Consider the following 24,962-nt stretch of genomic DNA (forward strand, 5'->3'; position numbering starts at 1 on the left):
TGTTCAGACGTGCAGCAGCAGGTGCTCGCGTTCCCACGGCGAGATGACCTTCATGAACTCGGCGTACTCGGTTTCCTTGACCTCGGTGTAGACGGTGATGAAGGCCTCGCCCAGCACCTCGTGCAGGTCTTTCTCGGCGCGCAACAGTTCCAGCGCCTCGCCCAGGCTGCGCGGCAGCTGGTAGTCGCCCAGGTAGGCGTCGCCCTTGCACTCGGGCGAGGGCTCGATGCGGTTGCGGATGCCCAGCCAGCCGCAGGCCAGCGTGGCGGCCAGCGCCACATAGGGGTTGGCATCGGCGCCGATCACGCGGTTCTCGATGCGCCGCGCCTGCGGTGGCGCCACCGGGCTGCGGATGCCCACGGTGCGGTTGTCGGTGCCCCACTGGATGTTGATCGGCGCCGCGGTGTAGCGGGCCAGCCGGCGGTAGCTGTTCACATAGGGCGCGAACAGCGCCATGCAGGCCGGGATGTACTTCTGCAGGCCGCCGATGTACCAGAAGAACTCGGGGCTGGGCGAGCCGTCGGGCAGGCTGAACAGGTTGCCGCCATCGCCCTCACGCACCACGCTCTGGTGGATGTGCATGGCGCTGCCGGGCTCGCCGGCGATGGGCTTGGCCATGAAGGTGGCGAACATGTCGTGGCGCAGCGCCGCCTCGCGCACCGTGCGCTTGAACAGGAACACCTCGTCGGCCAGGCCCAGCGGGTGGTCGTGGAAGAAGTTGATCTCCATCTGGCCGGCACCGATCTCGTGGATCAGCGTGTCGACATTGAGCTCCATCTTCCCGCAGTAGTCGTACACGTCCTCGAACAGCGGGTCGAACTCGTTGACCGCGTCGATCGAGTAGGCCTGGCGCGAGGTCTCGCTGCGGCCGCTGCGCCCGATCGGTGGCTTCAGCGGCATGTCGGGATCGGTGTTGCGCGCCACCAGGTAGAACTCGAGCTCGGGCGCCACCACCGGCTTCCAGCCCTGGCTGGCATACAGGTCGCACACGCGGCGCAGCACCGAGCGCGGCGCGAACGGCACCAGCTGGCCATCGCGGTCGAAGCAGTCGTGGATCACCTGGGCCGTGGGATCGGTGGCCCAGGGAACGATGCGCACCGTGCTGGGATCGGGCCTCAGGTGCATGTCGCGGTCGGTGGGCGTGATGACGTCGTAGTACGGCCCCTCTTCAGGGAACTCGCCGGTCACGCCCATGGCCACCACGGCCTCGGGCAGGCGCATGCCGCGGTCTTCGGTGAATTTCTCGCGCGGCAGGATCTTGCCGCGGGCCACGCCGGTGAGGTCGGGCACCAGGCATTCGATCTCGGTCACGCGGCGCTGGTTGAGCCACTGCTCCAGGTCCGCGAAGCTGAAGTTCTCTCGGGTCGTCGTCGTCATGCATCACCTGTGGGGTTCGTTGGCCCGGGGTGCGCCGCTTTCCGGTTGGGCGGCGGGCCGGGCATCCGAGCCGCGCTGGGGCGGCGGCTCGCGTGTCGGGGTGTGCGGCCGACACTAGGGCACGGGCGTGCGGTGGGCAGGCACGGGGGCCTGGGGTTGCTTGCGGTCGCGCCAGCTGCGGCAGGCCGCGCCAAAGGCCTGCAGCAGCGCCATCGACACCGGGTTGCCGGCGGCCTGCCATTCGGGGTGCCATTGCAGGCACAGGTTGAAGCCCTTGGCCTCGGCCACCGAGAAGGCCTCCACCAGGCCATCGGGCGCGCGGGCTTCCACGCGCAGGCCCGGCGCCAGCGACTTCACCGCCTGGCCGTGCAGCGAGTTCACGTCGAAGCGCGCCAGGTTCAGGATCTCGGCCAGCCGGCCGCCCGGCACCACGTCCACCGGGTGGGCCGGGCCGTACTGCTCGTCCACCGTGCCATCCGGCGCGCGGTGGTCGGCATACGGGCCTTGCGGGCCGGTGGATTCCTGCACCGCCTGATGCAGGCTGCCGCCGAAGGCCACGTTGGCCTCCTGCGCGCCGCGGCAGATGCCGAACAGCGGCATGCCACGCGCCACCGCCTCGCGGATCAGCGGCAGCGTCCAGGCGTCGCGGTCGGGGTCCAGCGGCAGGCTGGGATCGTGCACCGCCTCGTCAAAGTGGCGGGGGTGCACATTGCTCTTGCTGCCGGTGAGCAGCACGCCGTCGGCCAGGTCGAGCAGCGGGCCGATCTCTTCGGGCAGCGCGGTGGGCACGATCAGCGGCGTGCAGCCGGCCAGGCGCACGGCGTCCACGTACTTCTTGCCAGCCACGTGGAACGGGTGATCGCCCAGCGGCTTGTTGCAGGCGGGCACCAGCACCACGGGCTTGCGCGGCAGCAGGGCGGAGGCGTCGGGGTTCTGCGTCATGGTGGAACTGGGTGGAGGCCATGGCACCGGGCACCCCGGCGGGATTCGTCGTGCGCTAGGCAGTGCCCTCGTGCGTGGTGAACAGTGTCGCTCAGATTGCGCGTCAGGCGTGGCGGCGGATCGCGTCGCGCACGGTGTCGACGATGCGGTCGATGTGCTCGCGCTCGATGATCAGCGGCGGGCTCAACGCGATGGTGTCGCCGGTGGTGCGGATCAGCACGCCCTTGTCGTAGCAGTCGAGGAAGATGTCGAAGGCACGCTTGCCCGGGCTGCCGGCGATGGGCGCCAGCTCGATGCCGCCCACCAGGCCGATGTTGCGGATGTCGATGACGTTCGGCTCGCCCTTGAGCGAATGCACGGCCTCGGCGAAGTAGCCGCCGATCTGCTGCGCACGGGTCAGCAGACCTTCTTCCTCGTAGGTATCCAGTGTGGCCAGGCCGGCGGCGCAGGCCAGCGGGTGGCTGCTGTAGGTGTAGCCGTGGAAGAACTCGATCAGGTGCTCGGGCCCGGTCATGAAGGCATCGTGGATGCTGCCCTTGACGGCCACCGCACCCATCGGCACGCAGCCGTTGGTGATGCCCTTGGCCATCACCATCAGGTCGGGCGTGACGCCGAAGGTCTGCGCGCCGAAGGGATTGCCGGTGCGGCCGAAGCCGGTGATCACCTCGTCGAAGATCAGCAGGATGCCGTGCTGGTCGCAGATCTGGCGCAGCTTCTGCAGATAGCCCGCGGGCGGGATCAGCACGCCGGTGGAGCCGGCCACCGGCTCGACGATGACCGCGGCGATGGTGCTGGGGTCGTGCAGCGCGCACAGGTTCAGCAGGTCGTCGGCAAACTCGGCGCCATGCGCCGGCTGGCCCACGGTGAAGGCATTGCGCGCCGGGTCGTGCGTGTGGCGGATGTGGTCCACGCCGGCCAGCATGGCGCCGAACATCTTGCGGTTGGCCACCATGCCGCCCACCGAGATGCCGCCGAAGTTCACGCCGTGGTAGCCGCGCTCGCGGCCGATCAGGCGGGTGCGCTGGCCTTCGCCGCGCACGCGGTGGTAGGCCAGCGCCATCTTCAGCGCGGTGTCCACGCTCTCGGAGCCCGAGTTGGTGAAGAACACCTTGTTCAGGCCCTCGGGCAGCAGCTGGGCCACGCGGTCGGCCAGTTCGAAGGCCTTGGGGTGGGCCATCTGGAACGGCGGCGAGTAGTCCAGCTCGGCGGCCTGCTCCTGGATGGCCTTGACGATCTTCGGCCGGGCGTGGCCGGCGTTCACGCACCACAGGCCGGCGATGCCGTCGAGCACCTGCCGACCCTCGTCGGTGGTGAAGTACATGCCCTCACTCTTGACGAACAGCCGCGGCGCCTTCTTGAACTGGCGGTTGGCGGTGAAGGGCATCCAGTAGGCGTCGAGGTTGGGCTTGCGCATCGGGGTCGGGCTCCTGATTCAGGCGGTAAGGGCAGGGCGGTTGCGGCAAGGCGCGGGGCCATGCCGCAGGATGCGTGTCAGTCTAGACAGCCTGGCGCGCAATGTGCGTGCGCAATCTGGGGGCCGAACACGCGGCGGCGCAATAAAATGCGAAGCAACCGACTAGGTGCAACACGAAATGCGAACAGACAGCCAGAAGCCGCAACTCGATGCGATCGACCGCGAGATCCTGCGTGAGCTGCAGGCCGACGGCCGGCTGTCGAACGTGGACCTGGCAGAGCGTGTGCACCTGAGCCCTTCAGCCTGCCTGCGGCGCGTGAAGGCGCTGGAGGATGCGGGCGTGATCGACCGCTATGTGGCGCTGCTGAATGCCAAGGCCCTGGGCCAGCATGGCACCTGCTTTTCGATCATCAACCTGCAGACGATGAACGACAAGGTGCTGGGCGCCTTCGAGCAGGCCGTGCGCGACCACCCCGAGGTGCTGGACTGCTTCTACGTGGCCGGCAGCAACGACTACCTGATCCGCTTCAGCTACCGCGATGCCGAGGACCTGGAGCGCTTCCACACCCAGGTGCTGATGCGCCTGCCGGGTGTGGAACGCTCGAACTCGATGCTGGTGCTGCGCACGGTCAAGCGCACCACGGCGCTGCCGCTGCAGGATTAGGCCCACCGGCCGCGGCCGGCGGTGCTGCCTCAGGCCGCGCCAGTGGTCACGCGCTGGTCGCGGCTGGCGGCCTCGGCGGCCATGGCGCGCTTGGCCTCGGGGTAGATCAGCGACTCTTCCAGCGCGATGTGCTCGTGGTAGAGCGTGGTGAACACGCCCACGCCATGGCGCAGCGCGTCCAGTTCGTACCAGCTGTAGCCCTCGGCCACGGCCTGCAGCTGCGGCGCCAGTTCCAGCCAGTCTTCTTCCAGCCAGCCGTGGTCCTGCTGCAGGCGCAGCACATGCTGGGTGAGCTGGGCGTCGCCCTTGCGGATCAGCACCGGGAAGATCAGCGCCTCCTCGTCGGCATGGTGCTGGCGCGCGGCGCCGGTGAAGAAGGCGCAGATGGCCTTGGCGCTCTTGCGCGCGATGGCATCGACGCCGTGGTTCTCCAGGTGATCGACCAGGTGCGTCAGGTCGACCAGCACGCCCATCATCTCGTGGTGGGTGCGGTCCAGCGCCTCCAGCGGGGGCAGGGGTGGGGGGGCGGTGCGGGCCGGTCTTGCGGCGCGGGCGGTACGTGCAGCCATGGGGTTCACCTCGTCCTTGTGAGCTTGGGGTGAGGCCCATTCTTCGCCTGTGGGCTCTGCGGTTCTTGCGCCGCATCAATTCCGCCGCACGGCGCAACCATGACGGACCTCGGGGATGCGAGAAGCTCGGTTCATCGCGGCGCGTTCCGTTCTGGCTGCTGCGCTGCTTTCACATCAGGAAAAATGTCTTTCGCAATGCGAAACCATGAGATGCTGCGCCGCAGCAGAGTTTTCCATTACGGAGAACTTGGTTTCGCCACATGGAACGTCGGGTCTAAGTCGTTGATTTTAATAAGAACAAATTTCACTCTTCTATAAGACATAAGTCTTCCAGTGAGTTCGCGTCAGCGGTACGCTAGAGCCCATCAAGAGTGCTTCCTCTCCCCTCTCATCCACCCCAAGGAGTTTCAGCATGAGCAAGCTCACCCGCGAACAGCAGATCGCCGCCCTCGAAAAGGACTGGGCCGAAAACCCCCGCTGGAAGGGCGTGAAGCGTGGTTACAGCGCCGCTGACGTGGTGCGTCTGCGCGGCAGCCTGCAGCCCGAGTACACCTTCGCCCAGCGCGGCGCCGAGGTGCTGTGGAACAAGATCAACGGCGGCGCCAAGAAGGGCTACGTGAACGCCTTCGGCGCCATCACCGCCGGCCAGGCCATGCAGCAGGCCAAGGCCGGCCTGGAAGCCGTGTACCTGAGCGGCTGGCAAGTCGCCGCCGACGGCAACACCAGCGAAACCATGTACCCCGACCAGTCGCTGTACGCGTACGACTCGGTGCCCACCATGGTCCGCCGCATCAACAACACCTTCAAGCGCGCTGACGAGATCCAGTGGAGCCGCGGCATCGGCCCCGACCACAAGGAATTCATCGACTACTTCCTGCCCATCGTGGCCGATGCGGAAGCCGGCTTCGGTGGCGTGCTGAACGCCTTCGAGCTGATGAAGAACATGATCGCCGCGGGTGCCGCCGGCGTTCACTTCGAAGACCAGCTGGCCGCGGTGAAGAAGTGCGGCCACATGGGTGGCAAGGTGCTGGTGCCGACGCAAGAGGCTTGCGAGAAGCTGATCGCCGCGCGCTTCGCCGCTGACGTGATGGGCGTGCCCACCATCGTGCTGGCCCGCACCGATGCCGAAGCCGCCAACCTGATCACCAGCGACCACGACGCCAACGACAAGCCCTTCCTGACCGGCGAGCGCACGCAGGAAGGCTTCTACCGCGTCAAGAACGGTCTGGAGCAGGCCATCAGCCGCGGCGTGGCCTACGCCCCCTACGCCGACCTGGTGTGGTGCGAAACCGGCACGCCCGACCTGGGCTTCGCCCGTGAGTTCGCGCAGGCCGTGCACGCCAAGAGCCCCGGCAAGCTGCTGAGCTACAACTGCTCGCCCAGCTTCAACTGGAAGAAGAACCTGGACGACAAGACCATCGCCAAGTTCCAGGACGAGCTCTCGGCGCTGGGCTACAAGTACCAGTTCATCACCCTGGCCGGCATCCACATCAACTGGTACAACACGTTCCAGTTCGCCCACGCCTACGCCCGCGGCGAAGGCATGAAGCACTACACCGAAATGGTGCAAGAGCCCGAGTTCCGCGCCCGCGAAGCCGGCTACACCTTCGTGTCGCACCAGCAGGAAGTGGGCGCCGGTTACTTCGACGACGTGACCACCGTGATCCAGGGCGGCTCGTCCAGCGTCAAGGCGCTGACCGGCTCGACCGAGGAAGAACAGTTCCACTGATCCACCCCCGCCAGCCGCTGCGCAGGCAGTGGCTGGCCGCGTGAACCGCTAGAGAGAGAGAACGTGGCCCGGCTACCCCGGGTCGCGGTTGACAGGCCCGGCACATGCCGGGCCTTTTTTGTGGCCGGTCGGTCCTCGCGCGCTCAATGCACGCGGCGGCGCCACACCAGCAGCGCAAAGCCTGCGGCCGCCACGGCCAGGGCCGCCACGAAGGCGGGCGAGGCCAGTGCAGACAGCGCGGACGCTGCATCGCGCGCTGCCCAGGCCGGCAGGCCGAGCAGCCATTCGGCCACGTCGTCGTGGCCATTCAGGCGAACCTGCTCGACCGAGGGCACCGCCTGCACCGCACGGACGGCCTCGTGCAGCAGACGCTCCAGCGCCGGACGAACCACAGCCTGCGGCAGGCGCGGATCCAACCACTCCACTCCGGCCAGTGCGGCCGCGGCCACCACCGGCAAGCCCCAGCGCTTGAGCCACGCTGACGCGGCCATGGTCAGCAGCAGCAGCGGCGACAACCACAGCAGCGCCAACAACAGTCCCCATGCGCCACGCATCACCAGGGCAGCCAACCCGGCCAGCAGGCTGGGCCAGGGCAAGGTGAGCCAGGCCGCCAGGCCATGGTTGCTGATCACGGTCACCAGGCCCACCAGATGCGAGCCCAGCGCACCCACGGCCAGCGCCAACCAGGGCAGCAGCAGCAGGTGCACCAGCAACGTGGCTGCAATGCTCTGGCTGTGCGAGGTGGGCAGGGATCGCCAGAACTCGATCGATCGGTCCTGCACATCGCGCCGCGCCAGGCCGGGCATTTGGAAGCCGATGGCCAGCAGGGCCAGCACCACCGTGGCCAGCGTCACGCCAACATTCAGCAGCATCACCTGCGCCAAGGCCGGCAGCTGGGTCATGGATCCCACCACCGCCGTGCCGTCGCCGCGCTTTATCTGCACATCGATCAGGCCCTTGTCGTACAGCGCCAGCACCAGCAACAGCACGGTAGGCGCCAGCAGCAGCACCCACCAGCCAATGCGGTGCTGCAGCCACTCACGCCGCATCAGCGTGAGAAAGCGCTGCGTGCGCGACGGGCCGTGCGCGGGCAAGGCGGCGGGGCCGGCCGGGCCGACGGGAAGCGTGGAGGCGGTCATGGCATCGTTCTCCTGCAGCGCGCTCACAGGCCGCTGCGGCGGTTGATCTCGGGCTGGCGCGTCAGCGCCACAAACAGGTCCACCAGGCTGGGCCGCAGGCGCTGGCCCAGGGCCTGCACCTCGGGCGGCGGCGCGCCGTCGAACAGTGCCGCCTGGCCGCCGGCCGCGCCCGGCGCGCGATAGCGCAGCAGCGGGTGCGCGGCGGCCATGGCCTCGGCGGCGGCCGGGTCGTGGCCCAGCGCGACGAAGCGGCGGTCGATGTCCTCCAGGCTGATGGACAGCACCAGCTTGCCCTCGTTGAGCATCAGCACATCGGACAGCAGGGTCTCGATCTCCTCGACCTGGTGGGTGCTGATCAGCACGCTGCGCTCGCCGTCGCACCACTCGTCCAGCAGCATCTCGTAGAAGGCCTTGCGCGACAGCACATCGAGGCCCAGCGTCGGCTCGTCCAGGATCATCAGCCGCGCGTCGATGGCGGCGATCAGCGCCAGGTGCACCTGCACCACCATGCCGCGCGACAGGGCCTTGACCTTGTCGTCCAGGCCCACGCTGGTGCGCCGCAGCAGCGTGCGGGCCCGCTCGGCCGAAAAGCGCGGGTGCAGGCCGGCCATCAGCGTGACCAGCTCGCGCACCCGGGCCCAGCGCGGCAGGATGGCCACGTCGGGGATGTAGCTCAGCTGCTCGAGCAGGGCCACGCGGTCGCGGCAGGGGTCCAGGCCCAGCACCGAGAGTTCGCCCTGGGCGGCGGCCAGGCCCACCAGGGCCTTCATCAGCGTGGTCTTGCCAGCGCCGTTGTGGCCCAGCAGGCCCACCACGCGGCCGGGCGGGATCTCGAAACTCACGTCGTCGAGCGCACGCTTGGGCGTGCGGCCCGCCCGGCCGTAGTCCAGCGTCAGGCCGCGGGCGCGGATCAGGGGTTCCATGCGTTCATTCCTCCCAGGTCAGATCGGTGGCCGCGATGTCCAGCCGGCGCAGGCGCTCGCGCAGCTGCGGCCATTCGTCGTGCAGAAAGCGCTCGCGTTCAGTGCGGCGGAGGTGCAGGCGGGCGCCGGGCCGCACATACAGGCCCAGGCCGCGGCGGTTTTCCAGCAGGCCGGCGTCGCCAAGGGCGGCCAGCGCCCGGCTGACGGTCAGCGGGTTCAGCAGGTACTGGCCCGACAGCGCGCGCACCGAGGGCATGGCGTCGCCCTCGGCGATGTCGCCATCGAGCAGGCGCGCGGCCAAGCGGTCGGCCAGCTGCTGGTAGATGGGTGCGCGGTGATCCCAGTGGGGCTGCATGGTGCCGGGTCTCCGTCGGGTGTGTTGCTGAGGTAGCACACCATAACGACGGGGCCGGCGCGCGGCGAGCGCGCTGCGACAGACTGCAGCGGCGGGCGACAGGGCGTCGCCCGCGCTTGGTGGCGCTCGGTGGCGCTCAGCGCATCACATCGACGCGGCGAGCATCGCGCGGTAGTCGTCGCGGGTGGCGATGCGCGGGTTGGTCTTGTGGCAGTGGTCGGCCATGGCGCCGTCGATCACGCGCTCGAACAGGTCTTCGGTCACGCCCATCGCGCGCAGGCCGCTGGGCAGGCCCAGGCGGGCGTTGAGCGCACGGATGGCCTCGGCCACCTCGGTGCCCAGGCTGTCGCAGCCGGGCAGGCCGATGGCGTGGGCGATGCGCTGCAGCCGGCGGTCGCGCTGCATGCTCTCGGCCGCGGCGTTGAACATCACCACCGCCGGCAGGAACATGGCGTTCAGCGTGCCGTGGTGCAGGCGCGGGTTCACGCCGCCCAGGCTGTGGCTCAAGCTGTGCACGCAGCCCAGGCCCTTCTGGAACGCCATCGCGCCCTGCATGCTGGCGCTCATCATCTGCCAGCGCGCCTCGCGGTCCTGGCCGTCGCGGGTGGCGCGCTCGATGTGCGCCCAGCCGCGGGTCAGACCATCGAGCGCAATGCCGTCGGCCGGCGGGTTGACGGCCGGGGCCATGAAGGTCTCCAGGCAGTGCGCGATCGCGTCCATGCCGGTGGCCGCAGTCAGCACCGGCGGCAGGCCCAGGGTCAGCTCGGGGTCGAGGATGGCGGCCTTGGGCATCAGGTGCCAGCTGTGGAAGCCCAGCTTGCGGCCGTCGTCGACGATGACGATGGCGCCGCGCGCCACCTCGCTGCCGGTGCCGGCGGTGGTGGGCACGGCGATCAGCGGCGCCACGGCCTCGCTGATCTTCGGGCTGCCGCCTTCGATGGTGGCGTAGGTCTTCAGCTCGCCCGGATGGGTGGCGAGGATGGCCACGCCCTTGGCCAGATCGATGCTGGAGCCACCGCCCACGGCGATCAGGCTGTCGCAGCCGTGGGCCTTGTACACCTCGACCGCCGCGCGCACGGCCGCCTCGGTGGGGTTGCTGGGCGTCTGGTCGAACACCGCATGCGGCACGCCGCCCAGCGCGGCCAGCGCCAGATCCAGCACACCGGCGGCGCGCACGCCGGCATCGGTGACGACCAGCGGCTTCTTCATGCCGATGCGCTGGCATTCCTCGGGCAGCAGGCGCACCGCGCCATGGTCGATCTCGATCTGGGTCAGGTACAGGATGCGGGCCACGGGCGCACTCCAACAGGCGTCAACAGGGGACGCCGAGTATGCCCATGGCCGCGTCGCGCAGGCGTCATGCGCGCGACGCCCGGCGCGCAGCCGGGGGGGCCGCTCAGCGCAGCCGGCCGATGTAGCGCTGCGCCAGCGTGTCGCGCGATGTGACCGCCGTGGCCGGCGCGCGAGCCGGCGCCGGCTCGGCGGCGGGCCGGCGCAGCAGCGGGGCCAGCGCCAGCTCGAGCTTGCGCGCGCACTCCTGCACATCGACATGGCCGCAATCGCGCGCCAGCGCCAGGATCTCCCGGGCGTAGGTGGCGTCACGCGTCAGCCATTCGACATCGGTCACGCGCCCCACCCGGCGGCGCAATGCCACATGCAGGTGCGCGGCCAGGCCCAGGCGCTCGCTTTCGAGCATCGGGCGGGTGTCGGGATCGGGACGCAGGGTGGTCAGGGACATCGGCATGCGGCAGATCGGTTCGGGTGGCGCGGCGGCGTGCAAGAACCAGGCCCAGGCCGGCCAGGCCGCGGGCGGTATGCTCGACCGTCCTCCGCCACCCTCCCGATCCCGGTGACCACCCGTTTGCTGACGCCGGCCATGGCCGGCCTGCTGGAGCGCATCCAGCGCGCCCAGCGCGTGCCCTTCCATGCCATGACACCCGCCGAGGCGCGTGCCACCTACCTGAAGGCCGCCGAGGTGCTGGAGCCGCCGCGCCCGGTGCTGCCCTGGGTGCAGGACCTGCACCTGCCCGCCGCCGACGGCACGCCACTGCCGGCCCGGCTGTACGGCCCGGTGGAACCCGGCCACGCCGGCCACCTGCCGGTGCTGCTGTACCTGCACGGCGGGGGCTTCTGCATCGGCGGGCCGGACACGCACGACAACCTGTGCCGGCAGTTGGCCGCACGCAGCGGCGGCGCGGTGCTGGCGCTCGACTACCGGCTGGCGCCCGAGCACCCGTTTCCCACCGCGGTGGACGATGCCTGGGCCGCGCTGCGCTGGCTGGCCAGCGAGCAGGCACGCCGCCTGGGGCTGGACAGCGAGCGCATCGCGGTGGGCGGCGATTCGGCGGGCGGCACGCTGGCCGCAGTGACGGCCATCCATGCGCGCGACATTGGCATCCCGGTGGCGCTGCAGCTGCTGATCACGCCCGGCACCACGGCGCATGCCGACACGGCCTCGCACCACCTGTTCGCCAACGGCTTTTTGCTCGACGCGGCCAACATCGCCTGGTTCTTCGACCACTACATCCCGCACCAGCATCGGCGCGACTGGCGCTTCGCGCCGCTGGAGGCCAGCGACGTGGACGGCGTGGCGCCGGCCTGCGTGATCCTGGCCGAATGCGACCCGCTGGTGGACGAGGGCATCGCCTATGCCGACAAGCTGCGTGCGGCCGGCGTGGCGGTGGATCTGGAGATCTACCGCGGCGTGGTGCACGACTTCATCAAGATGGGCCGCGCGCTGAAGGAGGCGGGCGCTGCGCAGCAGCTGGCTGCCGACGCCTTGAAGAAAGCCTGGAACCTGGAGACAAGCGCATGACGACCCGAGCTGACTACCGCCACTTCGAGCGCCTGCGCGTGCGCTGGGCCGAGATCGACATGCAGGGCATCGTCTTCAACGGCCACTACCTGATGTACTTCGACACCGCCGTGGCCGGCTACTGGCGCGCGATGGCACTGCCCTACCAGGAGACCATGCAGTACCTGGACGGCGATCTGTACGTGCGCAAGTCCACGCTGGAGTACAACGGCTCGGCCCGCTACGACGACCTGATCGACGTGGGCGTGCGCACCCAGCGCATCGGCAATTCATCCATGGTGCTGGCCTGCGCGGTGTTCCGCGGCGACCAGCTGCTGGTCAGCGGCGAGCTGGTCTACGTGTTCGCCGATCCCGCCACGATGAGCAGCCGCCCGGTGCCGCAACAGCTGCGCGACCTGCTCGAAGGCTTCGAGGCCGGCAAGCCGATGGTCGACGTGCGTGTGGGCGCCTGGGACGAACTGGGCCGCGAGGCCGGCGCCATCCGCACCACCGTGTTCGTCGAGGAACAGAAGATCCCGGCCGAGATGGAGTGGGACGCCGCCGACGCGGTGGCCGTGCATGCCGTGGCCTACAACCGCCTGGGCCGGCCGCTGGCCACCGGCCGGCTGCTGGAGCACGTGCCCGGCGTGGCCAAGATCGGCCGCATGGCCGTGCTGCCACCGATGCGCGGCACCCGCATCGGCCGCTCGGTGCTGGACGCGCTGATGCAGGCCGCCCGCGCCCGCGGCGACCGCGAGGTGATCCTGCATGCACAGACCTCGGCCGCCGGCTTCTATGCCCGCGCCGGCTTCGCGCCGCGCGGGCCGGAGTTCGAGGAAGCCGGCATCCCGCACATCGAGATGGTGCGCTCGCTGTGACCTGAACGCTGCCGCTCAGCCCAGCGGAACAAAGCGCTCGGTGTGGCGCGGCTGCGGCAGCGTGGCGGCGGCGGCGTCGAGCGCGCTGACGAAGGCCTGGTCCACCGCGCCAGCATAGGTTTCCATCAGCGTCACCTGGCCCTCGCGCAGTTCGGGCCGGCGCAGCACCTCGGCCCGCAGGCCTGGGTGGGTTTCGACCAGCCGTGCCTGCATGGCCCGCACCTGGGACAGCACGCCGGGCAGTGCCGGCTCGGGCACGCGGTAATAGACGTAGAGCCGCACGCCTCAGGCCGCGTCCTGCGGCAGCGCGTAGGGCAGGGCGCCACGCGCCAACAGCGGGCCGTCGGCCGCGCCGGCGTGCAGGCTGCCACCCTCCAGCGCGGCCAGCTTCACCTCGATCAGCGCACTGCTGCCGCCCTCGGGCCGCGGCGCGGCCAGGGCCACCAGGCCGGCGGGCTGGCCGGGGTCGGCGTCGTGGAAGACTTCCTGGCCCACGCTCAGCGAAGCCGGGCTGTCGAACAGCATCGCGCGGCGCTTGAGCGTGCCGCGGTACTGGCTGCGCGCCACCACCTCCTGGCCGGGGTAGCAGCCCTTCTGGAAGTTGACGCCACCCACCAGTTCCAGGTTCACCATCTGCGGCACGAACTGCTCCACCGTGGCCGCCACCACGCGGGCCACCCCGCTATGCACCTCCAGCCAGGCCCAGGTGCCGGCGTCCAGCGCGGGCAGGGCGGGAGCCGGGGCCTCGGCCGGGCGGCACAGCAGCGCGCGCGGCAGGCCGGCGGCATCGGGCAGGCGCACCAGCGTGCCGCCCTCGGCCTCGGCCGTGGCCCACACGGCGGCGCCACCCAGCAGCGGGGCGGCCGACGCACCGGCCACGCCCCACAGCGCGCGCTCGGCACTGGCGTCGCTGAGCTTGCACTTGGCGCGCAGCACGAACATCGACAGCCGCTTGAGCGTGGGCGCCAGCAGGTCGGCGCTGCAGGCCAGCCACAGCGTCTCGGCGCTTTCGCGCCACACCACGAAGCTGGCCAGCAGCCGGCCCTTGGCCGAGCAGTAGCCGGCCAGGCGGGCCTGTCCGGGCTTCAGGTTCTGGATGTCCTGGGTCAGCTGGCCGTGCAGGAAGGTGGCGGCATCCGGGCCTTCGGCGCGGATCAGGCCCCAGTCGGCCAGGCGCAGCGCGCCATCGGCAGAGGCAGCCACAGCGGGCAGGGCGGGGGCGGCGGTGACGGGTTCGGTGCTCATGGCGCCGATTATCATCAGCGCCCCATACCGCAGTCGGCTGGTCGGCCGCTCCCTTCGTGTTCGGTGTTCCTGTCCTGGCTGGTGCGGCATGAAGCCCTGGCGTCTTGTTCTCGTCGTGCTGCTGCTGGCCGTGGGCGCCACCGCCGGCAGCATCGCCTGGTGGCTGGATCGGCCGCTGCCGCTGGCCGGCGCCGCGGTGGAACTGTCCATCGAGCCCGGCATGAGCCCGCGCGAGGTGGCCGGCGCCTGGGTGCGCGCCGGTGTGCAGACGCCCGACTGGGCGCTGTACCAGTGGTTCCGCGCCAGCGGCCAGGCCCGGCGCATCCGCGCCGGCAGCTACGAGGTGGAAGCCGGCATCACGCCACGCAGCCTGCTGGCCAAGATGGTGCAGGGCGACGAGAGCTACGAGCGCGTGCGCCTGATCGAGGGCTGGACGCTGCGGCAGTTTCGCGCCGCGCTGGCCAAGGCGCCGCACCTCAAGCCCAGCACCGCGCAGATGAGCGAGGCCGAGCTGCTGGCCGCGCTGAACCTGCCGGCGCTGGCCGGCGCCACCAGTGCCGAAGGCCGCTTCTACCCCGACACCTACCTGTACAGCCGCGGCGTCAGCGACCTCACCGTGCTGCGCCGCGCCGCCCAGGCCATGCAGCGCCAGCTGGACGCCGCCTGGGCCCAGCGCGCCGACGGCCTGCCGATCACCACGCCCGAGCAGGCGCTGATCCTGGCCTCCATCGTCGAGAAGGAGACCGGCCAGGCGGCTGATCGCGGCCGCATCGCCGGCGTGTTCGTCAACCGGCTGAGGATCGGCATGCCGCTGCAGACCGACCCCAGCGTGATCTACGGCCTGGGCGAGGCCTTCGACGGCAACCTGCGCAAGCGCGACCTGCAGGCCGACACGCCGTGGAACACCTACACCCGCCGCGGCCTGCCGCCCACGCCGATCGCGATGCCGGGCCTGGCCGCGCTGCGCGCCGCGGTGAAGCCCGAAGCCACCCAGGCGCTGTATTTCGTGGCCCGCGGCGACGGCAGCAGCGTCTTCAGCAACGACCTCGGCGCGCACAATCGCGCGGTCAATCAATACCAGCGCGGGCAGGCTGCACCCGCCGCGCGCCCATGACCCTTCTCGCATGACCGCTCGCGGCAGATTCGTCAGTTTTGAGGGCATCGACGGTGCCGGCAAGTCCTCGCACATCGCCACGCTGGCCGATTGGCTGCGCGGCCGCGGCCACCGCGTGCTGCTGACGCGCGAGCCCGGCGGCACACCGCTGGCCGAGGCGCTGCGCAGCCTGTTTCTCACGCAGCCGATGGACGCGCTGACCGAGGCGCTGCTGGTCTTTGCCGGCCGGCGCGACCACCTGGCCCAGGTGATCGTGCCGGCGCTGCAGCGTGGCGAGTTCGTGCTGTGCGACCGGTTCACCGACGCCACCTTCGCCTACCAGGGCGCCGGCCGCGGGTTCGATGGCGCGGTGCTGGGCCAGCTCGAACGCTGGGTGCAGACCGCGCCGCAGCCGGGCGAAGGGTTCATCGCCCCCGACCTGACGCTGTGGTTCGACGTGCCGGCCGAGGTGGCCGCCGAACGCCGCGCCGCCGCGCGCGCCGCCGATCGGCTGGAGCGCGAAGACCTCGACTTCTTCGGCCGCGTGCGCGAGGGCTACGCCGCACGCGCCGCCGGCGAGCCGCAGCGCTTCGTGCGCATCGACAGCCACCAAAGCCTGCCCGCCGTGTGGCAGCAGGTTCAGCACGCGCTGGAGACCCAGCCATGGGCGTGAACGTGGGCGCCGCCATCGGCGTGGGGCCCGAGGGCCAGCTGCCGCTGCCCTGGCTGGGCGACGCCCTGCAGCGCGCCCATGCCCTGACCCATGCCCACGCACTGCTGGGCCATGGCCCGGCCGGCGTCGGCCAGCTGGAATTCGGCCTGCTGCTGGCCCAGTCCTGGCTGTGCGAGCGGCCAGATTCGCAGCGAAGTGCCGGGCACGGCGCGGTGCCGGCCATGGCCTGCGGCCGCTGCGACAGCTGCCACCTGGTGCGCAGCCGCAGCCACCCCGACCTGCTGGTGGTGCTGCCCGAGGCACTGCGCCTGCAGCTGGGCTGGGCCGACGACGACGAGAAGCCCAAGGGCGAGGCCAAGCCCAGCCGCGAGATCCGCATCGCCCAGCTGCGCGAGGCCATCGACTGGGCCCAGCGCACCAGCGGCCGCGGCCGCGGCAAGGCCCTGGTGATCCACCCGGCCGATGCGATGAACACCACCACGGCCAACGCGCTGCTGAAAACGCTGGAAGAGCCGCCAGGCCAGCTGCGCATTGTGCTGACCACGGCCGACCCCGAGCGCCTGCTGCCCACGGTGCGCAGCCGCTGCCAGCGCGTGCCGCTGGCACTGCCGGCGCCCGAGCAGGCCGCCGCCTGGCTGCGCGCCCAGGGCCTGGCCGAGCCCGGCCCGCTGCTGGCGCTGGCCGGCGGCAGCCCGCTGGAAGCCCTGGCGCTGGCCGCCGAAGGCCTGACGCCCGAGGTGCTGGCCGAGTTGCCGCGCCGCGTGGCTGCGGGTGACCCGGCCGTGCTGCAGGGCCGCCCGATCCCGCGGGTGGTGGAACTGCTGCTGAAGCTGGCCCACGACGCGATGGCCCTGGCCGTGGGCGGTGCGCCGCGCCACTACGCCGCGGCCAGCCTGCCGGTGGGTGGCGACCTGCCGGCCCTGGTGGCCTGGCAGCGCGAGTTGCTGCGCGCGGCACGGCACGACGAGCACCCGTGGAACGCCGGTCTGCTGATCGAATCGCTGGTCAGCCAGGCCGCCGCGGCCTGGCCGGTGGCGGCGCGGGCACCGCAGCGCGGCCAGCCTGGTGGCCGGGCGGCGGGGGCTTCGCTACACTCGCCGCGATGAACGAGCCCACCTCCCGTCCCGGCCCGCTGGCCACCGCCGCGGCCACCCCGCGCCCGGCCGTGATCCAGCTGGTGTTTCGAGAGAAGGGCGCGCTGTACGCCGCCTACATCCCGATGCTGGCCGACGGCGGCCTGTTCGTGCCCACCACGCGCGACTACAAGCTGGGCGAGGACATCTACCTGCTGCTGTCGCTGCCCGAGGACCCGCAGCGCTACCCGGTGGCGGGCAAGGTGGCGTGGATCACGCCGGCCAATGCCTCGGGTGGCCGCACCCAGGGCGTGGGCGTGCGCTTTCCCACCGACGAAAAGGCGCGCCTGCTGCGCCTGCGCATCGAGGAGATCCTGGGCACCCAGATCTCCTCGGCCAAACCCACGCAGACCGTCTGAGCGCGGCGCGCGCCGCCGGCAGGGCCTCGCCGGCCCCGCGTCCGGCATCCGCTGCACCACGCACCCAGTTTTTCGCGGCTTTGCCGGTCCCGCCGGGGCGGCACCATGCTGCTTGTTGCTGTTCCTGCCCATGTTCGTCGACTCGCATTGCCACCTGAGCTTCCCTGAACTGCGCGAGCGCGTCGACGCCATCCGGGCCGACATGGCCGCCGCACGGGTGGACCGCGCCGTGGTCATCTGCACCACGCTGGAAGAGTTCGAGACCGTGCACGGCCTGGCCATGCGCTACGACAACTTCTGGGCCACCGCCGGCGTGCACCCCGACAACGAGGGCGTGACCGAGCCCGACCAGGCCACGCTGGCCGCGCTGGCCCGCCGCGACAAGGTGGTGGCCATCGGCGAGACCGGCCTCGACTACTACCGCCTGAACGGCCGCAGCGTGGCCGACATGGCCTGGCAGCGTGAGCGCTTTCGCGTGCACATCCGCGTGGCGCGCGAGCTGGCCAAGCCGCTGGTCATCCACACCCGCAGCGCCAGCGACGACACGCTGGCCGTGCTGCGCGAGGAGCAGGGCGGGGTGGTGCACGGCGGCCCCGGCGGCGTGTTCCACTGCTTCACCGAGACCGCCGAGGTGGCGCGTGCGGCGCTGGACCTGGGCTTCATGATCTCGTTCTCCGGCATCATCACCTTCCGCAACGCGCAGGATCTGCGCGACGTGGCGGCCTTCGTGCCGCTGGACCGCTGCCTGATCGAGACCGACAGCCCCTACCTGGCGCCGGTGCCGATGCGCGGCAAGACCAACACCCCGGCGCTGGTGCCGCACGTGGCGGCCGAACTGGCCAAGGCCAAGGGCCTGTCCATCGAAGCCGTGGCCGAGGCCACCAGCCGCAATGCCGAGCGCCTGTTCGGGCTGCCGGCACTGGCCTGAAGGAACGCCAACCCATGCTGCGCCCCACCGTCCCACTGTTCGCCGGCCTGCTGCTGGCCCTGGGCCTGTCGACCGCCCACGCCGGCGCCTACGAAGACTTCTTCCGCGCGCTGGAGGTCGACAACGCCAGCGGCGTGGTGGCGCTGCTGCAGCGCGGCTTCGACCCCAATTCACGCGATCCGCGGGGCCAGACGGCGCTGTATGCCGCCTTGCGCGAGGGCTCGGGCCAGGTGGCGGCGGCGCTGCTGTCGCACCCGCAGACCCGCATCGACCTGGCCAATGCCGCCGGCGAGACGCCGCTGATGATCGCCGCGCTGAAAGGGCGCCTGGATGCGGTGCGGCAGCTGCTGGACCGCGGCGCGGCGCTGGAGCGTGAGGGCTGGACGCCGCTGCACTACGCCGCCAGCGGCCCGGCCGTGGCCGTGGTGCAGCTGCTGCTGGAACACGGCGCCAAGGTGGACGCACGCTCGCCCAACGGCAGCACGCCGCTGATGATGGCCGCGCGCAATGGCAGCGAGGAATCAGTGGCCATGCTGCTCAAGCAGGGGGCCGACGCCTCGCTGCGCAACGAGCAGCAGCTGACGGCGGCCGATTTCGCGCGCCAGGCGGGCCGCGAGAAGCTGGCCGAGGCGCTGGCCCAACGCGGCAGGTGAGCGCACGGCCGGCAGCAAGGCACCGGGCGCCGGCCCGACGCGGCTGTCAGGCAAATTCCGACACGCGCCTTGTCGGGCGGCCGACTACAGCGGAAATGGGTGGCGACCTAGAGTCACTTCCATCGCAACCCGCTGCTGGAAACCCGTCATGCAAGCCTCACGCCGTGCTGCCAACCCCTTCGCCCTGATGCTGGACCCGCAGGCCGTGCTGGCCCAGATCGAGCACTCCGAGCGCCTGGAACGTCTGCACCGCCGTGTGTGTCGGCCGCTGGACCGGCCGCTGCTGGCCGGCTCGGCCGCCGCCGCGGGCGACGTGGCGGCGCATGACCGCGCCATCGACGACGACGCATCGGACAGCGATTTCGAGTGATGCCGCGACTGCGCCACACGCCCGCCGCGCGGGCGCCGGCGCTGCGGCGCGGTGCCCTGGCATGCAGCCTGCTGACGCTGGCCGCCTGCGGCCAGGTGCAGGTGCGCACGCTGGCCACCGGTGAGGTGGAGCGGCCGGCCTATGCGCTGGGCGGCGGCTCGATGGCGCAGCTGCGTGACGAAGCGCAACGCCTGTGCCCGAATGGCGCAGAGGTGTTGCGCCAGTCGCAGCGCATCGACGGCGCCCGCGGCAGCCCGCCGGCCGAGTCCTGGTACGGCCGCTGGTGGCAGGCCACGCAGACCACCGTCGCGCCGCCGCGCCATGACGCGCAGTTGCTGGTGCTGTGCCAGGCCACGCCGGGCAGCGGCCAGCTGGCCCGTCTGCCGGAACCGGTGCCACCGGCCGCCGCAGCATCGCAGTCGGCCGCCCAGGGCCTGGCGGCGCACGGCCAGCCCAAGGCGTCGGGCAGTGCCGCACCAGTGGGCGAAGGCGAGTTGCGCGACGGCCTGACGGCTGCACTGAGCCGCGCCGCCGTGCGCTCGGCCGCCGAGCCGGCGCCGGGCCCGGCCCCGCAGCCCGTGTCGGCGCGCAAACCGATGCGGGCGTCCAGCGCACCGGTGTTGACGTACTAGAACCGAACGCGATCGAGCCGGCACCGGCCGGGCAGCGGTCGCGTGGCGATGCACGGCGCAGCGCTTGCCGCGGGTGGCAGGCCCTGCGCCGTTTTTGCACGCCTGAAACCGCGACGATGATGATTATGTTAAATAAACTAGGCATGGCATAATACGTCACCCGGGCAATGTTGTGCATGCACTGGAGGGTTGTCTGGCCTCGCGGCCAGGCACCGTGCGGCCAACCTCATATTCCCAACTGCCCGACAACGCTGTTGACCATGGCCAAAGCCGATACCAAGACCACCATTGATTCCGACGGACTGCGTTACCGCAGCAAGGCGCCCGGTTCCCCGTTCACGGCGGCCGGCGCCTTTGGCGCGGCGACGATGTCGTGTTTCCTGTGCGGCAAGCATCGTCCGCGCAGCCAGCTGAAGTCCCGCCGTCTGCTGGGCAAGGCGCAGTTCGTCTGCTCGCCCAGCTGCAAGGAGGCCGACGAGGCCAGCGCCGCCGCCAAGCGCTGATCCTTCACCGGTCGCTTCACACTTCGGTGCGCTGAAACGGGCGCGCGGCCAATCTGGCCGGTGCCCGGCGTTGGCGTGCCGTCTCTTCGAACAGCCTGCAGGCCTTGCGCCGCAGGCTGTTCGCGCTTTCCGGGCTGTCGGGCCGCGTGGCAACGCCGGCGGCGCGTCTCGGTCGTGCCCACAGGGTATTCCCGCAATATGCAGTATTGTGCTTGACCCTGTCGATGGCTCTGGCTATCGTGCATCGATACGCATAATAGTGCATGCCAGCATCGGGTGTCCCAGTGCCCGCCACGGCATGTCTGGAGACCGACATGAGCGCGCCCTCGCACACCGTTTCCGTCCCGCCTGCCCCGCAGCCCGGCCAGCCCTTCAACTTCGCGGCCCATCTGCTGGCGCTGAATGCGCACCGTGGGTCCAAACCGGCCTTCATCGACGACCACGGCACGCTCGGCTACGACGCACTGTCCGAGCGCGTGCGCCGCTGCGCCGCGGCACTGCTGGCGGCCGGCGTGCGCCGCGAGGAGCGCGTGCTGCTGCTGATGCACGACAACGCCGACTGGCCGGTGTGCTTTCTGGGCGCGCTGTACGCCGGCATCGTGCCGGTGGCGGTGAACACGCTGCTGCCCGCCGACGACTACGCCTACATGCTGCGCCACAGCCGAGCCCAGTGGGCGCTGGTCAGCGAGGCGCTGCGGCCGACGCTGGAAACGGCGATGGGCAAGGGCGGACACGAACTGAAAGGCGTGTGGGTCAGCCGCCCTACCGATGCCAGCACCCTGCCCGCCGGCACGCGCGCGCTGGCCGACGTGCTGGAAGCCGCCGCGCCACTGCACGAGCCGGCGACCACACAGGGGGACGACATCGGCTTCTGGCTGTATTCGTCCGGCTCCACCGGCCGCCCCAAGGGCACCGTGCACACCCATGCCAATCCGTGGTGGACGGCCGAGTTGTATGCGCGCCCGGTGCTGGGCCTGAGCGAGAACGACATCTGCTTCTCGGCCGCCAAGCTGTTCTTCGCCTATGGCCTGGGCAATGGCCTGAGCTTTCCGCTTTTCGTAGGCGCCACGGTGGTGCTGATGGCCGAGCGTCCGACGCCCGATGCGGTGTTCAAGCGCTGGACGATGCACCAGCCCACCGTGTTCTTCGGCGCGCCCACCGGCTATGCCGGCATGCTGGCCTCGCCGAACCTGCCGGCGCGCAGCCAGGTGGCGCTGCGCCTGTGCTCGTCGGCCGGCGAGGCCCTGCCGCGCGACATCGGCGAGCGCTTCACCGCGCAGTACGGCGCCGAGATCATCGACGGCATCGGCTCGACCGAGATGCTGCACATCTTCCTGTCCAACCGCCCGGGCGACGTGCGCTACGGCACCACCGGCAAGCCGGTGGCCGGCTACGAGGTGGAGCTGCGCGGAGAGGACGGCCGGCCGGTGCCCGACGGCGAGGTGGGTGATCTCTACATCGCCGGCCCCAGCGCGGCGCTGATGTACTGGGGCAACCGCGACAAGTCGCGCGAGACCTTCCAGGGCACCTGGACCAAGAGCGGCGACAAGTACGTGCGCGACGCCGAGGGCTACTACACCTATGCCGGCCGCTCCGACGACATGCTCAAGGTGAGCGGCCAGTACGTCAGCCCGTTCGAGGTGGAGGCCACGCTGGTGCAGCACCCGGCCGTGCTGGAGGCGGCCGTGATCGGTGTGCCCGACGCCGAGGGCCTGACGCGCAGCAAGGCCTTCGTGGTGCTGCGCGCCGGCCATCAGGCCGATTCCGAGACCGAAAGCCTGCTCAAGGCCTTCGTGAAGGAGCGCCTGGCGCCGCACAAGTACCCGCGGCAGATCGAGTTCATGGACGAGTTGCCCAAAACCGCCACTGGCAAGATCCAGCGCTTCAAGCTGCGCGAGAAGGAAGCCGCGCGATGAGCGCCGAGCGCCCTTCTGCGATGCGCCTCTTCGGCGACGCCTTCGCGCTGGCACCGCAGCGCGCGGTGCGCGAAGACCTGCCCGGCGGCGGCTTCGTGCTGCGCCATCCCGAGCCGCTGCAACCCTATGCGCGCTGCATCGGCGCCTGGCTGGAGCACTGGGCGGCCACCACGCCCGATGCGCAGTTCCTGGCCGAGCGCGACGCCCGCGCGGCCGATGGCTGGCGCCGCCTGAGCTATGCCGAGACGAGGCGCCTGGTCGGCCGCATCGCGCAAACCCTGCTGAACTGGGGCCTGCCCGAGCGTGCGCCGGTGGTGGTGCTGTCGGACAACTCGGTGGACCACGCGCTGCTGCTGCTGGCCGCCATGCATGTGGGCCGGCCGGTGTGCACCATCTCCAGCGCCTACAGCCGCCTGACCAAGGATTTCACCAAGGTGCGCGGCATGCTGGACGCGCTGCAACCGGCGCTGGTCTATGCCAGCGATGCAGCGGTGTACGGCCCGGCGCTGGATGGCTGGGGCGGCCAGGCCTTGCGCGTGTTCGGACAGGGCGCTGACACGGTGCCCGGGGCCTGGGCGTTCGCCGATCTGCTGGCCACGCGTGAGACGCCGGCCGTGCTGGCCACCTACCACGGCGTGCGGCCGGACGACCATGCCAAGTACCTGTTGACCAGTGGCTCCACCGGTCTGCCCAAGGCGGTCATCAACACCCACCGCATGTTGACTGCCAACCAGCAGCAGATCGCCCAGGTGTGGCCGTTCCTGAACCGCCACCGGCTGAACCTGCTGGAGTGGCTGCCCTGGAGCCACACCTTCGGCGCCAACCACAACTTCAACATGGTGCTGGCGCATGGCGGCTCGCTGACCATCGACGAAGGGCGGCCGGCGCCAGGTCTGATCGAGAAGACAGTCGCCAACCTGCGCGCGGTGAAGCCCAACTTCTACTTCAACGTGCCGCGCGGCTTCGACATGCTGCTTCCCTACCTCGAACAGGACGCGTCCTTTGCGGCCGACTTCTTCGAGAACCTGGAAGGCGTGTTCTACGCCGGCGCCGCCCTGCCCCAGAGCCTGTGGCAGCGGCTGGAAAGCGTGGCCGAGCGCGTGCGCGGCCGCGACCGGCCGGTGTGGTTCACCTCGGCCTGGGGCTCCACCGAGACGGCACCGGCCATCACCTCGGTGTACTGGCGACTCGATCGCGCGGGCTGCATCGGCGGCCCGTTGCCGGGTGCCGAGATCAAGTGCGAGCCCAACGCCGGCAAGCTGGAGATGCGCGTGCGCGGGCCCAACGTGTTTCCGGGCTACCGCAACGCGCCCGAGCTCACGGCCAAGGCCTTCGACGAGGACGGCTACTACCTGATCGGCGATGCCGGCCGCCTGGTGGACGAGGCCGATCCGAGCCAGGGCGTGGCCTTCGACGGCCGCGTGGCCGAGGACTTCAAGCTGATGAGCGGCACCTGGGTGTCGGTGGGCACGCTGCGCGTGCGCGCCGTCACCGCCCTCACCCCGCTGGCCACCGATGTGGTGGTGACCGGGCATGACCGCGAGGAGGTGGGCATCCTGGTCTTTCCCAGCCCGGCGGCCAAGGACCTGTCGCCCGATCTGCTGGCCGAGCGCGTGCGCGCCGCGCTGGTGGCCATGCGCGCCGAGCACGGGGGCTCGTCGCAGGCGCCCACCCGCGCCCGGGTGCTGGATGAGCCGCCCAGCGTGGACGCCGGCGAAATCACCGACAAAGGCTACATCAACCAGCGCGCGGTGCTGGCGCGCCGCGCGGCCGAGGTGATCGCGCTGTACAGCAACGTGCCGGATCCGCGCACGGTCAGGCTGTAGCCGCTCAGACGCTGGGTTCCAGCAGCATCAGTCCCGCTGCGGTATTGGAGATCGGGATGTGGTAGTTGCGGTGCAGCTCGGTCACCTTGGCGCCGAGTGCGGCGCGGGTGGTCAGCCACATCAGCAGTTCCACACCTTGCGTGCCGGCCAGTTCCACGATCTCGCGCGTGCTGAACTTCGTCGCCCAGTCGGGTTGCGCGCCCACCAGGCTGTCCATGAACTGCAGGTCGAATGGCTTGTTGATGTGGCCGGCGCGCTCGCCATCGAGTTGGTGGCTCAGGCCCCCGGTGCCCAGCACCAGCACGCGCTCGTCACCGGCCCATGAGGCCACGGCGCGGCCAATGGCCTCGCCCAGCTTCCAGCAACGCTTGGCGCTCGGCAGCGGCGCCTGCACGGTGTTGATGCACACCGGAATCACCTTGACGGGCCACTTCTGGTCGGGCCACAGCAGGGCCATCGGCAGCGTGAAGGCGTGGTCGACCGTCATCTCCTGGCAGCTGACCGGGTCGAACTCCTCGGCCACCAGCGATTCCATCAAGTGCCAGCTGAACGCCGGATCGCCCTGGAACGGCGGCACCTGCGGGATGCCCCAGCCCTCGTCGGCATTGCGGTACTCGGCCGCCGCGCCGATGGCGAAGGTGGGCATCTTGTCCAGGAAGAAGTTCAGCCCGTGGTCGTTGTAGACCAGCACCACGGTGTCGGGCCGGGTTTCGGCCAGCCACTGGCGCACCGGGCCGAAGCCGTCGAAGAAGGGTTTCCAGTACGGGTCCTGCTGCAGGCTCTTGGCGATGGCGCCGCCAATGGCGGGCACGTGCGAGGTGGTGATGCCACCGATGATCTTGGCCAT

At 70.6% G+C, this 24,962-nt stretch carries 27 protein-coding genes; 15 read left to right on the forward strand and 12 right to left on the reverse strand.

Annotation, left to right across the window (positions count from 1 at the left end; all coding sequences use genetic code 11):
• Positions 1–3: 3 nt before the first annotated feature.
• The 3 genes from AACH10_RS18550 to aptA all read right to left on the reverse strand — a co-directional run bounded on the left by AACH10_RS18550 (position 4) and on the right by aptA (position 3,733).
• Entirely contained in the window at positions 4–1,377 is a 1,374-nt protein-coding gene (locus AACH10_RS18550) for a glutamine synthetase family protein (RefSeq protein ID WP_341411974.1), read from the reverse strand.
• A 114-nt stretch (positions 1,378–1,491) separates the two neighbouring features.
• Positions 1,492–2,319 (reverse strand): gamma-glutamyl-gamma-aminobutyrate hydrolase family protein, encoded by an 828-nt coding sequence (locus tag AACH10_RS18555; RefSeq protein WP_341411975.1) that lies wholly within the window; start codon positions 2,317–2,319, stop codon positions 1,492–1,494.
• 103 nt (positions 2,320–2,422) lie between these two features.
• The gene (gene aptA, locus AACH10_RS18560) at positions 2,423–3,733 is read right to left on the reverse strand and encodes an omega-aminotransferase AptA (protein WP_341411976.1); all 1,311 of its coding nucleotides are present in this window, start codon (positions 3,731–3,733) and stop codon (positions 2,423–2,425) included.
• 178 nt (positions 3,734–3,911) lie between these two features.
• Between aptA and AACH10_RS18565 the strand changes: the two genes are divergently transcribed.
• The gene (locus tag AACH10_RS18565) at positions 3,912–4,397 is read left to right on the forward strand and encodes an Lrp/AsnC family transcriptional regulator (protein ID WP_341411977.1); all 486 of its coding nucleotides are present in this window, start codon (positions 3,912–3,914) and stop codon (positions 4,395–4,397) included.
• Positions 4,398–4,426: 29 nt separating this feature from the next.
• Here AACH10_RS18565 and AACH10_RS18570 read toward each other — a convergent pair whose 3' ends face one another.
• Complete coding sequence (locus AACH10_RS18570; protein WP_341411978.1) at positions 4,427–4,966, reverse strand: hemerythrin domain-containing protein; 540 nt, start codon at positions 4,964–4,966, stop codon at positions 4,427–4,429.
• Between the two features lie 412 nt (positions 4,967–5,378).
• Between AACH10_RS18570 and aceA the strand changes: the two genes are divergently transcribed.
• Positions 5,379–6,695: an isocitrate lyase gene (aceA, locus tag AACH10_RS18575; RefSeq protein WP_341411979.1), complete on the forward strand. Its 1,317-nt coding sequence runs from the start codon at positions 5,379–5,381 to the stop codon at positions 6,693–6,695.
• Between the two features lie 143 nt (positions 6,696–6,838).
• Here aceA and AACH10_RS18580 read toward each other — a convergent pair whose 3' ends face one another.
• The 5 genes from AACH10_RS18580 to AACH10_RS18600 all read right to left on the reverse strand — a co-directional run bounded on the left by AACH10_RS18580 (position 6,839) and on the right by AACH10_RS18600 (position 10,856).
• A complete protein-coding gene (locus AACH10_RS18580) occupies positions 6,839–7,834 on the reverse strand; it encodes a hypothetical protein (RefSeq protein ID WP_341411980.1) in 996 nt (331 codons plus the stop codon).
• A gap of 23 nt (positions 7,835–7,857) precedes the next feature.
• Complete coding sequence (locus tag AACH10_RS18585) at positions 7,858–8,757, reverse strand: ABC transporter ATP-binding protein (RefSeq protein ID WP_341411981.1); 900 nt, start codon at positions 8,755–8,757, stop codon at positions 7,858–7,860.
• Positions 8,758–8,761: 4 nt separating this feature from the next.
• Positions 8,762–9,112 (reverse strand): GntR family transcriptional regulator, encoded by a 351-nt coding sequence (locus tag AACH10_RS18590; RefSeq protein WP_341411982.1) that lies wholly within the window; start codon positions 9,110–9,112, stop codon positions 8,762–8,764.
• 144 nt (positions 9,113–9,256) lie between these two features.
• Positions 9,257–10,405 carry an iron-containing alcohol dehydrogenase gene (locus AACH10_RS18595; protein WP_341411983.1) on the reverse strand — a complete coding sequence of 383 codons (1,149 nt, stop codon included), beginning with the start codon at positions 10,403–10,405 and terminating at the stop codon, positions 9,257–9,259.
• A gap of 103 nt (positions 10,406–10,508) precedes the next feature.
• The gene (locus AACH10_RS18600) at positions 10,509–10,856 is read right to left on the reverse strand and encodes a hypothetical protein (RefSeq protein ID WP_341411984.1); all 348 of its coding nucleotides are present in this window, start codon (positions 10,854–10,856) and stop codon (positions 10,509–10,511) included.
• Between the two features lie 132 nt (positions 10,857–10,988).
• Here AACH10_RS18600 and AACH10_RS18605 point away from each other — a divergent pair, with 132 nt between their 5' ends.
• Both AACH10_RS18605 and AACH10_RS18610 read left to right on the forward strand, forming a co-directional pair.
• A complete protein-coding gene (locus tag AACH10_RS18605; protein ID WP_341412316.1) occupies positions 10,989–11,927 on the forward strand; it encodes an alpha/beta hydrolase in 939 nt (312 codons plus the stop codon).
• Complete coding sequence (locus AACH10_RS18610; RefSeq protein ID WP_341411985.1) at positions 11,924–12,784, forward strand: YbgC/FadM family acyl-CoA thioesterase; 861 nt, start codon at positions 11,924–11,926, stop codon at positions 12,782–12,784. The genes AACH10_RS18605 and AACH10_RS18610 overlap by 4 nt, the downstream gene beginning before the upstream one ends.
• A gap of 15 nt (positions 12,785–12,799) precedes the next feature.
• Here the strand turns inward: AACH10_RS18610 and AACH10_RS18615 are convergent, their stop codons facing one another.
• A complete protein-coding gene (locus AACH10_RS18615; RefSeq protein ID WP_341411986.1) occupies positions 12,800–13,066 on the reverse strand; it encodes a DUF4936 family protein in 267 nt (88 codons plus the stop codon).
• Between the two features lie 3 nt (positions 13,067–13,069).
• Positions 13,070–14,029, reverse strand: coding sequence for a CAF17-like 4Fe-4S cluster assembly/insertion protein YgfZ (gene ygfZ, locus AACH10_RS18620; RefSeq protein ID WP_341411987.1), 960 nt, complete (start codon positions 14,027–14,029; stop codon positions 13,070–13,072).
• An 88-nt stretch (positions 14,030–14,117) separates the two neighbouring features.
• Here ygfZ and mltG point away from each other — a divergent pair, with 88 nt between their 5' ends.
• The 11 genes from mltG (at position 14,118) to AACH10_RS18675 (ending at position 24,115) form a co-directional block, all read left to right on the forward strand.
• Positions 14,118–15,143, forward strand: coding sequence for an endolytic transglycosylase MltG (gene mltG, locus AACH10_RS18625; RefSeq protein WP_341411988.1), 1,026 nt, complete (start codon positions 14,118–14,120; stop codon positions 15,141–15,143).
• Positions 15,144–15,153: 10 nt separating this feature from the next.
• Positions 15,154–15,795 (forward strand): dTMP kinase, encoded by a 642-nt coding sequence (tmk, locus tag AACH10_RS18630; RefSeq protein WP_341411989.1) that lies wholly within the window; start codon positions 15,154–15,156, stop codon positions 15,793–15,795.
• Positions 15,786–16,901 carry a DNA polymerase III subunit delta' gene (locus tag AACH10_RS18635; RefSeq protein WP_341411990.1) on the forward strand — a complete coding sequence of 372 codons (1,116 nt, stop codon included), beginning with the start codon at positions 15,786–15,788 and terminating at the stop codon, positions 16,899–16,901. Before tmk ends, AACH10_RS18635 begins: the two co-directional genes overlap by 10 nt.
• Entirely contained in the window at positions 16,898–17,287 is a 390-nt protein-coding gene (locus AACH10_RS18640) for a PilZ domain-containing protein (protein ID WP_341411991.1), read from the forward strand. Before AACH10_RS18635 ends, AACH10_RS18640 begins: the two co-directional genes overlap by 4 nt.
• 130 nt (positions 17,288–17,417) lie before the next feature.
• Entirely contained in the window at positions 17,418–18,215 is a 798-nt protein-coding gene (locus AACH10_RS18645; RefSeq protein ID WP_341412317.1) for a TatD family hydrolase, read from the forward strand.
• 14 nt (positions 18,216–18,229) lie between these two features.
• On the forward strand, positions 18,230–18,868 hold the full coding sequence (locus AACH10_RS18650; RefSeq protein WP_341411992.1) for an ankyrin repeat domain-containing protein: 639 nt from the start codon (positions 18,230–18,232) through the stop codon (positions 18,866–18,868).
• A 148-nt stretch (positions 18,869–19,016) separates the two neighbouring features.
• A complete protein-coding gene (locus AACH10_RS18655; RefSeq protein WP_341411993.1) occupies positions 19,017–19,238 on the forward strand; it encodes a hypothetical protein in 222 nt (73 codons plus the stop codon).
• The gene (locus AACH10_RS18660) at positions 19,238–19,870 is read left to right on the forward strand and encodes a hypothetical protein (protein WP_341411994.1); all 633 of its coding nucleotides are present in this window, start codon (positions 19,238–19,240) and stop codon (positions 19,868–19,870) included. Before AACH10_RS18655 ends, AACH10_RS18660 begins: the two co-directional genes overlap by 1 nt.
• Before the next feature lie 260 nt (positions 19,871–20,130).
• Entirely contained in the window at positions 20,131–20,373 is a 243-nt protein-coding gene (locus AACH10_RS18665) for a hypothetical protein (RefSeq protein WP_341411995.1), read from the forward strand.
• A 314-nt stretch (positions 20,374–20,687) separates the two neighbouring features.
• Positions 20,688–22,289, forward strand: coding sequence for a benzoate-CoA ligase family protein (locus AACH10_RS18670; protein ID WP_341411996.1), 1,602 nt, complete (start codon positions 20,688–20,690; stop codon positions 22,287–22,289).
• Complete coding sequence (locus tag AACH10_RS18675; protein ID WP_341411997.1) at positions 22,286–24,115, forward strand: feruloyl-CoA synthase; 1,830 nt, start codon at positions 22,286–22,288, stop codon at positions 24,113–24,115. The genes AACH10_RS18670 and AACH10_RS18675 overlap by 4 nt, the downstream gene beginning before the upstream one ends.
• Positions 24,116–24,119: 4 nt before the next feature.
• Here AACH10_RS18675 and AACH10_RS18680 read toward each other — a convergent pair whose 3' ends face one another.
• Positions 24,120–24,962, reverse strand: coding sequence for a class III extradiol dioxygenase family protein (locus AACH10_RS18680; protein WP_341411998.1), 843 nt, complete (start codon positions 24,960–24,962; stop codon positions 24,120–24,122).

Source organism: Pseudaquabacterium inlustre, assembly GCF_038066595.1.
GTDB classification, from domain to species: Bacteria; Pseudomonadota; Gammaproteobacteria; order Burkholderiales; family Burkholderiaceae_C; genus Pseudaquabacterium; species Pseudaquabacterium inlustre.

What these genes read in the sequence shown, in the direction of transcription:
- AACH10_RS18550 (WP_341411974.1), bottom strand. Translation starts at nt 1,377, where the DNA reads ATGACGACGACGACCCGAGAGAACTTCAGCTTCGCGGACCTGGAGCAG.
- AACH10_RS18555 (WP_341411975.1), bottom strand. Translation starts at nt 2,319, where the DNA reads ATGACGCAGAACCCCGACGCCTCCGCCCTGCTGCCGCGCAAGCCCGTG.
- aptA (WP_341411976.1), bottom strand. Translation starts at nt 3,733, where the DNA reads ATGCGCAAGCCCAACCTCGACGCCTACTGGATGCCCTTCACCGCCAAC.
- AACH10_RS18565 (WP_341411977.1), top strand. Translation starts at nt 3,912, where the DNA reads ATGCGAACAGACAGCCAGAAGCCGCAACTCGATGCGATCGACCGCGAG.
- AACH10_RS18570 (WP_341411978.1), bottom strand. Translation starts at nt 4,966, where the DNA reads ATGGCTGCACGTACCGCCCGCGCCGCAAGACCGGCCCGCACCGCCCCC.
- aceA (WP_341411979.1), top strand. Translation starts at nt 5,379, where the DNA reads ATGAGCAAGCTCACCCGCGAACAGCAGATCGCCGCCCTCGAAAAGGAC.
- AACH10_RS18580 (WP_341411980.1), bottom strand. Translation starts at nt 7,834, where the DNA reads ATGACCGCCTCCACGCTTCCCGTCGGCCCGGCCGGCCCCGCCGCCTTG.
- AACH10_RS18585 (WP_341411981.1), bottom strand. Translation starts at nt 8,757, where the DNA reads ATGGAACCCCTGATCCGCGCCCGCGGCCTGACGCTGGACTACGGCCGG.
- AACH10_RS18590 (WP_341411982.1), bottom strand. Translation starts at nt 9,112, where the DNA reads ATGCAGCCCCACTGGGATCACCGCGCACCCATCTACCAGCAGCTGGCC.
- AACH10_RS18600 (WP_341411984.1), bottom strand. Translation starts at nt 10,856, where the DNA reads ATGCCGATGTCCCTGACCACCCTGCGTCCCGATCCCGACACCCGCCCG.
- AACH10_RS18605 (WP_341412316.1), top strand. Translation starts at nt 10,989, where the DNA reads ATGGCCGGCCTGCTGGAGCGCATCCAGCGCGCCCAGCGCGTGCCCTTC.
- AACH10_RS18610 (WP_341411985.1), top strand. Translation starts at nt 11,924, where the DNA reads ATGACGACCCGAGCTGACTACCGCCACTTCGAGCGCCTGCGCGTGCGC.
- ygfZ (WP_341411987.1), bottom strand. Translation starts at nt 14,029, where the DNA reads ATGAGCACCGAACCCGTCACCGCCGCCCCCGCCCTGCCCGCTGTGGCT.
- mltG (WP_341411988.1), top strand. Translation starts at nt 14,118, where the DNA reads ATGAAGCCCTGGCGTCTTGTTCTCGTCGTGCTGCTGCTGGCCGTGGGC.
- tmk (WP_341411989.1), top strand. Translation starts at nt 15,154, where the DNA reads ATGACCGCTCGCGGCAGATTCGTCAGTTTTGAGGGCATCGACGGTGCC.
- AACH10_RS18635 (WP_341411990.1), top strand. Translation starts at nt 15,786, where the DNA reads ATGGGCGTGAACGTGGGCGCCGCCATCGGCGTGGGGCCCGAGGGCCAG.
- AACH10_RS18640 (WP_341411991.1), top strand. Translation starts at nt 16,898, where the DNA reads ATGAACGAGCCCACCTCCCGTCCCGGCCCGCTGGCCACCGCCGCGGCC.
- AACH10_RS18645 (WP_341412317.1), top strand. Translation starts at nt 17,418, where the DNA reads ATGTTCGTCGACTCGCATTGCCACCTGAGCTTCCCTGAACTGCGCGAG.
- AACH10_RS18650 (WP_341411992.1), top strand. Translation starts at nt 18,230, where the DNA reads ATGCTGCGCCCCACCGTCCCACTGTTCGCCGGCCTGCTGCTGGCCCTG.
- AACH10_RS18655 (WP_341411993.1), top strand. Translation starts at nt 19,017, where the DNA reads ATGCAAGCCTCACGCCGTGCTGCCAACCCCTTCGCCCTGATGCTGGAC.
- AACH10_RS18660 (WP_341411994.1), top strand. Translation starts at nt 19,238, where the DNA reads ATGCCGCGACTGCGCCACACGCCCGCCGCGCGGGCGCCGGCGCTGCGG.
- AACH10_RS18665 (WP_341411995.1), top strand. Translation starts at nt 20,131, where the DNA reads ATGGCCAAAGCCGATACCAAGACCACCATTGATTCCGACGGACTGCGT.
- AACH10_RS18670 (WP_341411996.1), top strand. Translation starts at nt 20,688, where the DNA reads ATGAGCGCGCCCTCGCACACCGTTTCCGTCCCGCCTGCCCCGCAGCCC.
- AACH10_RS18675 (WP_341411997.1), top strand. Translation starts at nt 22,286, where the DNA reads ATGAGCGCCGAGCGCCCTTCTGCGATGCGCCTCTTCGGCGACGCCTTC.
- AACH10_RS18680 (WP_341411998.1), bottom strand. Translation starts at nt 24,962, where the DNA reads ATGGCCAAGATCATCGGTGGCATCACCACCTCGCACGTGCCCGCCATT.